Source organism: Gloeocapsopsis crepidinum LEGE 06123 (assembly GCF_015207655.1).
Classification (GTDB): Bacteria; Cyanobacteriota; Cyanobacteriia; order Cyanobacteriales; family Chroococcidiopsidaceae; genus Gloeocapsopsis; species Gloeocapsopsis crepidinum.
This window is the reverse complement of record NZ_JADEWN010000024.1, coordinates 57,433-67,866: the sequence shown is the minus strand read 5'-3', so window position 1 is coordinate 67,866 and position 10,434 is coordinate 57,433. Positions and strand designations below refer to the sequence as shown.

The window sequence follows — 10,434 nt, the reverse complement described above, 5'->3', positions numbered from 1 at the left end:
CGAGTGGCTAGTGGGAGAGATTTGATGATTATTACTCTTTAATACTCAATAACCCTCTTACCCGCCTACCCTACAACCCTACTACCCTATATAAATTGTGCGATAATTTTAGGAATTATTTGCAATAGTTGATAGTGCCTCCATGCCATGACAACCACTCTTTCAAAAGAAGCTTACTGGGAATTGTTTGAAGAAACGGCAACGAAGCAGGCGCACATCAACGAGATCACTTATAAATTTCCAACGCAGCTAGGGCAGGGCTATTGTCGTGATATTGATCTACGCGAAGGATTGGAATTGACGATCGCTAAATATCAACTGCATGATGACATTATTTTAGAAATGCCTGAGCGATCGCACCCGATCGAGTATACATTCCTGCTTTCGGGAGTGGAACAATGTGAAGAGCAATTCATGCGTGCCGGACATTATAGCCTGTATAGTAGTGGCATAGCGCCCAGAGAAAAGCCGCAATCTTTTGCTACTCAACTCATTTTTGCGATAAATGTTCACATTAAGCCAGAGTTATTCACCGCATTTTGGCACAGCGAGGCGGAATCTAGATTGCTAACCCAGCAATTGATCCGTAATGACAAGAAATACAATTTCTATTCTGGACGCACAACAATAGCAATGCAGACTGCGGTGCAGCAAATTCTCCAATGTCCTTATCAATCATTAACCAAGCAGATGTATCTCGAAAGCAAAGTTTGGGAATTGATGGCGTTGCTGATTCAGGATCTAGAACGTCCGCGCAATCTGCCTTATACTCCACTCAAACCTGATGATATTGATCGGATTTACTATGCTAAAGAGATTTTACTGCAACAACTAGACAATCCACTGTCATTAATTGAGTTAGCGCGACAAGTTGGTTTAAATGACTGTACACTCAAACGTGGCTTTCGTCAGGTGTTTGGTAAAACTGTATTTGGCTATCTCCATGACTACCGCCTCGAACAAGCGCGTCAGCTACTCGAACAACGTCGCCTGAATGTTTCTGAAATTGCTCGTAGTGTTGGTTTTGCTAATCGCAGCTACTTTGCATCTGCCTTTAGAAAGAAATTTGGGGTGAATCCGAGAGATTACCTTACTCAAAAAAATTCCGCCTAGCGTTCAAAAAATTCCCTCTAGTAGTCAAAGCGATCGCCCATAGCATCATAATTTCCTTTACACTTCTTTTGAAAAAGTTTATCAACAGTTTTAGATTCAATCATGTAGGAGAATGTCTACCCTACAGCGATTCTCATGTTCAATACTTGGTGTGTAGAGTGATGCGGCATTATTGGCAACGATTAGCGTTATTAACAGGATTACTACTAATTTCTCCTCCGGCTTGGGCAGAAACCGTTACAAATGAAGCAACCGCTGTTGAACAGCAAAAGCAAATTGCGCAAACAATCACTCAAATTACTGGAGTGAGAATAGACACGACAGATGGCATTGCAGTAATTTTAGAGACGACTGCCGCATTATCTCCAACAATTTCAACCGTCGATAATACGTTGATTGCAGATATTCCCAACGCCGTGTTGGCATTACCTGAAGAATTTCAAGCCGTCAATCCAACTGAAGGTATTACCTTAGTGCGCGTGACGAATTTACCTAACAATCAGGTGCGTGTCACAATTACCGGAATCGATGCACCGCCGACAGTCGAACCACAAGTTGCAACCGAAGGATTAGTCTTAGCAGTAACACCCCCCACAGACGATGAAGAAATTCAAATTGTCGTGACGGGAGAATTGGATTCGGAAGGATATTCTGTACCTAATGCTACAACGGCAACTCGTACAAATACAGAACTGCGCGACATACCACAATCGATTCAAGTATTACCACAACGTGTTTTAGAAGATCAGCAAGTCAACCGTCTGAGTGAAGCCTTACGCAACGTTAGCGGTGTCAGCGTCGGTGATAGCTTTGGCGGTAGCCTCGATCGAGTTAGTATTCGTGGTTTCCAGTCAGATGTATTGCTCCAAGACGGGTTTCGTCGTGGCTCATTTACTTTAAGAGGAACTTCTGATGATACTGAACTGATTGAACGAGTTGAAGTCCTTAAAGGACCTGCATCGGTATTGTATGGCAATTTGGAACCAGGCGGTGTTGTTAGTGTCGTCACCAGGCAACCACAAGCCGATCCGGCTTACACGATTGGCACTGTCGTTGGTAGTTTTGGGTTAGTGCGTCCGAGTATTGACCTTACAGGACCGCTAGATCCCGATCAACGGCTATTATATCGCTTCACCGCACTGTATGAAGCCGAAGATGGCTTCCGCGACTACGAGCAGGATGTAAATCGCTTTGTGCTAGCGCCATCACTAACATGGAATTTGAGCGATCGCACCGCTTTGACATTCAATTTCACCTACGCAGATGCAGAACGCCCGTTTGATCGCGGTCTTCCGGCGATTGGTAATCGAGTTGCAGATGTACCGCGCGATCGCTTATTTCAAGATCCGAGTGCGATCACCCAAGCCGAAGAACTGAGCGCCAGCTATCGCTTAACTCATAACTTTAACGACAATTGGCAACTGCGTAACTCGTTTCGCTACCTCTCGGTGGATACTTTTGACTTTCGCATTGATAGCTGGATTATTGAAGATGATGGCACGCTCGATCGCCGCTGGCGCTCTAACGACGACTATGATGAAGTTTATTCATTTCAAACCAATGTCGTTGGCGAATTTGCTACAGGTAGTGTTGAACATACACTTTTAGCCGGAGTCGATTTTAACCGCAGTACCACCCAAGGAACCCAGCGCCGTTTACCAGGCGATCCAAGTTTCTTTCTCAATATCTTTACTCAAGAAGGCGATCCGATTTCGCGTCCTAATCTAGACGATCTCACGTTGGTAGTGCGTAGTGATACCAGTCGAGAAAATAATGTTGGCTTGTATTTACAAGATCAAATTACTCTGAGTGAAAGTCTGAAAATTTTAGCAGGTGGGCGATTTGACGTTTACGATTTGCAATCGGTAGATAGCTTATCAAATACCGAAGCCGAAGATACTGTTCAACGTTTCACTCCTCGCCTTGGTGTGGTGTATCAGCCTAGTCGCGAAGTTTCGCTTTATGGTAGCTATAGTCAAGCTTTTACACCTAACATTTTTGGTCGAACTGCCGATGGCTCTTTTCTCGATCCAGAACTTAGCGAACAATTTGAGATTGGCGTGCGCGGCGAGTTTGCGGATGGTCGATTGATTGCAAACCTTGCAGCTTATAATCTGACTAAGCGGAATGTGCAAGGTCCCGACCCCTTAAATCCAGATTTTGCCATTGCAGTCGGTGAAATCAGAAGTCGTGGCATTGAACTTGATGTCACTGGTGAAATTTTGCCAGGGTGGAATGCGATCGCATCCTATGCTTATACAGATGCTGAGGTGACAGAAGATAACTATTATCCTGCGGGGAATCGTCCTAGTAATGTTCCTAAAAACAGCGCCAGCGTTTGGACTACGTACGAATTTCAAAATGGCAATTTACAAGGGCTAGGTTTTGGTTTAGGACTATTCTTTGTTGGAGAACGCACGGGTGATTTTGATAACACCTATGAGCTTCCTAGCTATGTTCGCACTGATGCGGCACTATATTACCGTCGCGACAACTGGCGGGCTGCACTCAACTTCCAAAATTTATTCGATGTCAACTATATCCGTAATAGTGAAGGATATCGCGAAGCAAATGCACCAGGTGCGCCCTTTACGGTGATCGGTTCCTTATCTATCACGTTTTAAGGTAATAGCACAATGCTTCATCGTATCTATCGTCGCATTCGCTTTGGCTTATTAACGATCTTGACGCTCTTGATTGTGGCTTGCACAAGCCACGATCGTGTTGCAGTTAATGCTGATTGTTACACAGTACAACACGTTGCTGGAGAAACTTGCGTACCGCGTCAGCCTCAGCGAGTTGTGGCGCTAGATAGTGTAACTCTTGAATATTTGTTGTCTTTAGGCATTCGTCCGATTGGTGCTGTCTCTAGTACATTTGCAGCAGACTTGCAGCAAGACTTAACAGGAGTTGCAGATATTGGTAGCACAGGCGAACCTAATCTTGAAAAGATACTGGCACTCCAACCAGATCTGATCGTAGGTATAGACTACTATCAAACAATTTATTCGCAATCTTCGCAAATTGCACCCACTATCCTTTATGAAGTTGAACACAGTGGAAAATGGAATGAGATCTTTCTAAATTTTGCCCAAATGTTGCAAAAAGGCGAGGTTGCTCAACAGGTGATGAACAATTACTACACGCGCCTAGAGCAATTCAAACAACAGATGGGGGAACGTCTTAAAAATACAGAAGTCTCTGTTGTTCGCATCTATCCAGAGCAAATTAATCTTTACCTCAAAGATTCTTTCTGCGGCACTGTTTTGCAAGATGCTGGATTACCGCGTCCACCAGCGCAGGCGATCGCCGCCGATGACGCTCAAAAACGATTTGGCAACCCAATTCAAACATCAATTAGCCGCGAATTACTTGCGCAAGCTGATGGTGATGTTATGTTCGTTTGGACGGGTGAAAACACTGTCGAAGCTAATCAACAAGCCCAAAAAAGACTAACACAATTAAAGTCCGATCCACTTTGGCAAAAATTGGAAGTGGTACGGCAAAACAAAATTTATCAAGTACCAAGTTATTGGATTGGTAGTGGTCCAATTGCTGCCAATTTGATAATTGATGACTTATTTAAGTATCTAGTTAATACGTAAGAACAAAGTAACGCGCAATTCTAACTTTAGAAACTCAAACTATCTATGGCACACATTCTTTTTGTCTGCGAAGCTTGCGACTTTTCTGCCGATCAGGAACTTCACGAAGGACAACCAGGCGGAATACACTTGCTCCATCAACTTATGCCACTGTATAAAAATTGGGCAAGAAAATCAGAACTTCAAATTCAAACCGTGGGTTGCTTGTGTGCGTGCGATCGTCCTTGTGCGATCGCGCTTGGCGCAACGAATAAAATTACTTACCTATTTGGCGATTTACCATCATTAGAAAGTGCTGAGGCACTCCTAAAATTATGTGAATTGTATCTTGATAGCGAAGATGGCTATATTCTACCTGCAAAACTTCCTGGAGTTCTCAGGAACCGCCGCTACGCCCGAATTCCGCCAGTACCAGCAGTGGTTAATATTGAATTATCGTAACTTAATTCAATTATTTAGTTAATAAATAAAATATGGGGTAGGCATCTTGCTTGCCTATGCTTGACAGATGAAAATCCTATCTTCCTATTAATTTAGCTAACTTACTTATTGATAACTTTAATACGAATTAACGTCTAAAGTTATGGCAAGTTTTTGAGAGCAATTGATAGCAGCTAATAAGCTTAAAATTTATCTATCCATCTCATCCCTTCTCCTATTGACAAAGCTCACTGATAGATACTCACTTGAAGGTAAAACTTATTTAAAACCTGCAAAGAGTAAACTTATGTTAAAAAATATATAAAAATCTTGCTTGGTGTCCGCGAAAAATTTCATAATTAGTTGCAGTCTGTCTTTTAAGCTTTTGTTAAGATACGAAATACTGGTAGCTATGGCGAGTCAATAGCACAATTTTCATACTTTTTGCCAAATTGATCGTATAAAAATGATAAATCTGGGCGAAATAAAAGGTAATATTTTGTTTTAGTAGTCTAAGGTTGCGGTTAAGTTTAGCGCATCAACGCTAGGAGCGATTGTCATGATTGGGTTTATCAAAAATATATTCAGCGGAATTTTATCCTTTTTTATTGGGCTTGTCGGTGGTAAAAAGTCTCAACAAGACCAGCGTAGTCTAGAAGCAAATAAGTCAGCAGCTTCCACTAAAAAGAAGCGGAAGAACAATGGTTACTTTATGGAACTTGACGAGGCTGAGGAGATGTCACCAGTAAATGGTAAGCAAGTCAAGCAAGCCTTAGAGCCGATTACAGCTAAATTGAACGAGGTTGCAAGTGATGTTGCTCAAAAAGCTGAGCCAGTTACAGCTAAATTAACTGAAGCTGTTCAAAAGACTGAAGAAGCTGTACCAGACATCAAGGCGACTAAAGCTGATACTAAAGCTAAAGAACCTGTGACAGTTGCTAAATCCACTAAATCTAGCAAAGCTGAGGAACCTGCATCAGCTACCAAAGCACCAAAAGTTCAGTTAGAGCAAACAGCAGAGGGAGTTAAACCTGTACCTGCTAAGCCTGCTGCCAGCAGCACAATGAATAAAACTCAAACTGAAACGACGTTTGCACCCAAGTATCTTAATCCAGCGGCTAGCTCAAATGGTCGTCGTCGTCCTGGACCAAACATGAACTCATTTCTAGACATGGCACGTCAAGTCAAAACTCCTGGATAGATGCAGACTAATAATTAGACCTATGCGCATGAATCACAAATGCCTTCCGACTGAAGTCGGGCGACATAAACAAAGTTGACGAGCGCACACTAAAATAAAAGATTTAACAGTGAGTCCACCTCCGTGGACTTCGTTTGTATAACGGCGAATTCATTCGCACTCGCATTCATGCAAGAGGTTTCTTGTTGACAGTTCTGATCAAGACTAGCTCACTATACAGGTGAAATGCTGCATCCCAAGTTGTTTCAGTTCTTCGGAACAAATTAATATGAGACTTGAGGCGTCCTAGCAATTCTACTTGGTCAAGTACGGTATCTGCAAAAGATAAAAAATCCCAAACATCTGCTTGGGGTTTTTTTTGTGCTAAAAAATGACTGAGACAATTCCAATTGAGTCTCACTGTTTGATTATTAGGTTGGTTGATGAATTTGAATCCTTGTTGAAACTGGTAGCTGCGATCGCACAATCGTACAATACATAATCTTTCAGGAAGATGAAGATCGCACAATTGCGCGTAGTCTTGCGTTTGTGTTTTATGCTGTAGTTTACCGCGCACGTCACGGTCTACCACTTGCTCAAATATTGGTAATTGTGCTGTAACTCGTTGACTTTCTAACCAGTCAAAGGTCAATGAACCTTGTTGACCTTGTTCATTGTGATAAACAACAGTTGGAGGCGTTGCTGAGTGAAAGTAGTTTACTTGAAAAACCTGAATTTTTTCAATTTCTGCGAGTGTTGCCCAAAAACAAGGAATACCCGCAGCACGTAAATTCTCTCCTAAGTAGCGCAGTTCTCCAATTTTGCCACTTTTATAAAGTCTCCAGCCGCGCGTTGGTAACTTTAGACGTGCTGTATAAGGATCGATCTGCATAACTTTGGCAAAGGTTTGAGCAGCTGCAGTTCTACTTTCAGGAGGAATTGGTTCTAGAATGAGTACACCCATTTGCATATTGCTAGGATCAGCAGTTGCTTGGGCGATCGCATCTTGTCTTTGCTGGCATAACTTTTCCTCGACTCGCTGTAAACCTTGGCGTGCCTGAAAAACAATTTTGGGATTAGTTGTCTGTTGTAGCAATTGACGATAAACGCTTTGTGCTGACGCAAATTTATGAGAGACTTCGTGTAATTGCCCTAAATAAAGTTGCGCCCAAGGATTTTGTAGTGATTCTTGAAGGACTTGTTTGACTAACTGTGCGGCGAGGCGGTACTCTTGACACTTCATTGCAGCAGCAATTTGCTCAATCATAAACAATAAAGAGGATATCTTCTCCTTAAATTACCCATCAAAAGCTGCTGATACTAACGACATCGCGACAATTGGCGCAGTAATGGCACGTAAAACTCTATTACCTAGCGAAACAAGTTGAAATCCTGCAGCGATCGCACTTTCAATTTCTTGTGTTGTCCATCCTCCTTCAGGTCCAATTGCAATAGCAATTTCTGCTGGAATTGAAAGCGGGAGAACTGTTTGTAAGTGAGGAGAGTTACGTCTTGCTACGCAAAAATACAAATACTTTGCTGTTGCTGCTGCAAGCGCTTGATTTAAAGGAAGTGGTTCTAAGACGGTTGGAATTATGCTGCGTTCTGATTGTTCAGCAGCTTCTTTAGCAATACGCCGCCAGCGTTCTAACTTTTGCGGACTTGGTTGTAGTAAAGTGCGATCGCTCAACGTTGGTACGATACAACTCACGCCGATTTCTGTACAGCAGCGGACGACTTCATCAAAGCCATTTCCTTTTGGTAATGCCAAAATTAAAGTGACAGGAACTTTTAACTCAGATTCGACAACAATTGATTCTAGAATTTGGGCTTGGTTTCCTAAAAAGACGGCTAGCCAAGAATTTCCCGTACCATCCATTGCAATAAAGCGATCGCCCTCATGTAGCCGTAACACTCGACCGAGATAGTGTTGTTGTTCGGTCGCCAGCAAAATTTGCTCGTTGTGCAGCTGTGAAGGATCGATCGCCAATCGTTGTAATTGCGCCATCAGTGTTTAGATGAATATCAAGTCCGGTGAATTACCTGTGATGTGGTTGGTGGCTAGTGGCTAGTGCCGGAGTGATATGATTGACCTAAAATTACAACTGATCTTTCAGGTAAGTCTCTAACGCTTCATTCACCATTGCAGTTAAGGTTTTTCCTTCACGAGTGCCAATGGCTTTCAACTTGTCATAAACATCATCGCGGATGCTAATGCGGTGACGAGATCTTAGCTTACCGTTACTTACTGGAGTTTTAATAACAGCAATACCATTACCTGTAAACTCGTCGCTAGCAGGTTGTACAGTTTCTTCGATAGCCTGCGGAGTATAGTTTGTGGCAAACTCTCGAATTGCTGGAAAACCGACGCGATCGCAAAAATCCCCTAATGACTCTTCAGCTTGGCGAGCTTGTTTGTAGTATACAAAGATTGGTTCAAATTCTGCCTCCATATTGTTAAGAGGCATTTTCTCAATATAGACTTGTGCCAATCTCGTTTGATTTGGACTACCACCCAACCAAATTTGGTACATTTCTGGACCAGTACCAACAAACCCTAGTTCTGCCATATATGGTCTAGCACATCCATTCGGACAACCCGTCATCCGGATGATAAAATGCTCATTACTTAAACCTACTTTGTCTAGCAGCGCTTCAATGCGATCTAAAACACTAGGGATGATCCGTTCAGATTCTGTTGTTGCCAAACCACACGTTGGTAAAGCAGGGCAAGCCATTGCGTAACGGACTAAAGGTTTGATTGCATTCGGATCAGCTTCTACATGATGGCGACTCAGAATTCCTTCAATCGCTTGCCGTTTTTCAGGTTCAATCTCGTAGAAAATAACATTATGGTGCGGTGTGAGCCGCATTGGTAAATTGAACTGTTCGACAATCTCGCGTAGGGCGGTGCGTAGTTGCATTTTTTCATCATCCATAATCCGCCCGTTTTGCACGGAAATTCCTAAAAAGAGTTTGCCGTCTCCTTGTTCGTGCCAACCGAGGAAGTCTTCGTATTTAAACTCTGGTAATGGCTGGAATGGTTGTAATGGTTTACCAAAGTATTTTTCCACCATAGAGCGGAATTTATCAACACCCCAATCGTGAATGAGATATTTTAAACGGGCATGACGTCTATCTGTGCGATCGCCATAATCTCTTTGTGTCGCAACAATTGCCTTAACAATGTCGTAAACGTCTTCTTTATCGACATAACAAATTGGATCGGCTAAGCGGGCAAAAGTTTCTTCTTTGTTATGCGTCCGTCCTAAGCCACCACCAGCATAGACATTAAATCCTTGTAACTCTTGCTGGTTCAGCATGACAACCAACGTTAAGTCTTGAGAAAACAAATCAACCGAGTTATCTTCGGGGACTGTGACGCAAACTTTAAACTTACGCGGCATGTAGTGAGTGCCATAAATTGGTTCCTCACCTTCATGAACAATTGTGCCACTACCGTTTTTCTGCCGTGCTTCTTTGACTGCGGGATCTTCTTCTGCACTAATTGCCTTTTCCCCATCCAACCAAATTTCGTAGTATGCTCCTGTTTGCGGCGTTAGCAAATCGGCAATATTTTGAGCATATTTCCACGCATATTGATAGTCAGTACGATTTTTAAACGGGGCAGGTGGTGCCATGACATTGCGGTTCACATCACCACAGGCAGCTAGTGTTGAACCGAGATTTTCGATAATTGCCGCGATCGCATTTTTGAGATTTTTCTTCAAAATCCCATGTAACTGAAATCCTTGTCGCGTTGTCGCACGTAACGTCTGATTTCCATATTCTTCTGCTAGACGATCTAGAGTTAAGTACAGCTGTGGTGGTACCAATCCACCTGGATTCTTTGTCCGCAGCATGAATTGGTAATCTTTTTCCTGTCCCTTAACCCGATTGTCGCGGTTATCTTGCTGATATGAGCCGTGGAACTTTAAGATTTGAACAGCTTCTTCTGTAAAATGCGTAGTATCCTGTAGAAGTTCTGTAGCTACAGGTTCGCGTAAAAAACTACTGCGTTCTTTAATTCCTTCTACTTTAGAAGGCTTTCTTGTTGCGGGCGTAGGAATTGAAGAATTAACCATTGAATTTTGTTTAGCAGATTTTAACTTTAAT

At 42.6% G+C, this 10,434-nt stretch carries 8 protein-coding genes; 5 read left to right on the top strand and 3 right to left on the bottom strand.

The features are described 5' to 3' along the window. Window positions 1-147 precede the first annotated feature (147 nt). The 5 genes from IQ230_RS11620 (at window position 148) to IQ230_RS11600 (ending at window position 6,339) form a co-directional block, all read left to right on the top strand. On the top strand, window positions 148-1,113 hold the full coding sequence (locus IQ230_RS11620) for a helix-turn-helix transcriptional regulator (RefSeq protein WP_193932151.1): 966 nt from the start codon (window positions 148-150) through the stop codon (window positions 1,111-1,113). A gap of 161 nt (window positions 1,114-1,274) precedes the next feature. Beyond that, window positions 1,275-3,737, top strand: a complete 2,463-nt coding sequence (locus IQ230_RS11615; RefSeq protein WP_193932150.1) for a TonB-dependent siderophore receptor — start codon at window positions 1,275-1,277, stop codon at window positions 3,735-3,737. Window positions 3,738-3,749: 12 nt separating this feature from the next. Continuing rightward, window positions 3,750-4,718, top strand: coding sequence for an iron-siderophore ABC transporter substrate-binding protein (locus IQ230_RS11610; RefSeq protein ID WP_193932149.1), 969 nt, complete (start codon window positions 3,750-3,752; stop codon window positions 4,716-4,718). 45 nt (window positions 4,719-4,763) lie between these two features. Next, window positions 4,764-5,159 carry a DUF1636 domain-containing protein gene (locus tag IQ230_RS11605; RefSeq protein ID WP_193932148.1) on the top strand — a complete coding sequence of 132 codons (396 nt, stop codon included), beginning with the start codon at window positions 4,764-4,766 and terminating at the stop codon, window positions 5,157-5,159. Between the two features lie 538 nt (window positions 5,160-5,697). Further along, a complete protein-coding gene (locus IQ230_RS11600) occupies window positions 5,698-6,339 on the top strand; it encodes a hypothetical protein (RefSeq protein WP_193932147.1) in 642 nt (213 codons plus the stop codon). A 166-nt stretch (window positions 6,340-6,505) separates the two neighbouring features. Here IQ230_RS11600 and IQ230_RS11595 read toward each other — a convergent pair whose 3' ends face one another. From IQ230_RS11595 to sir, 3 genes are all read right to left on the bottom strand, one after another. Continuing rightward, a complete protein-coding gene (locus tag IQ230_RS11595; RefSeq protein WP_193932146.1) occupies window positions 6,506-7,585 on the bottom strand; it encodes a tetratricopeptide repeat protein in 1,080 nt (359 codons plus the stop codon). Between the two features lie 30 nt (window positions 7,586-7,615). Next, complete coding sequence (locus IQ230_RS11590) at window positions 7,616-8,326, bottom strand: 16S rRNA (uracil(1498)-N(3))-methyltransferase (RefSeq protein ID WP_193932145.1); 711 nt, start codon at window positions 8,324-8,326, stop codon at window positions 7,616-7,618. 91 nt (window positions 8,327-8,417) lie between these two features. Then, the gene (sir, locus tag IQ230_RS11585; RefSeq protein ID WP_193932144.1) at window positions 8,418-10,403 is read right to left on the bottom strand and encodes a sulfite reductase, ferredoxin dependent; all 1,986 of its coding nucleotides are present in this window, start codon (window positions 10,401-10,403) and stop codon (window positions 8,418-8,420) included. Window positions 10,404-10,434: the final 31 nt, after the last annotated feature.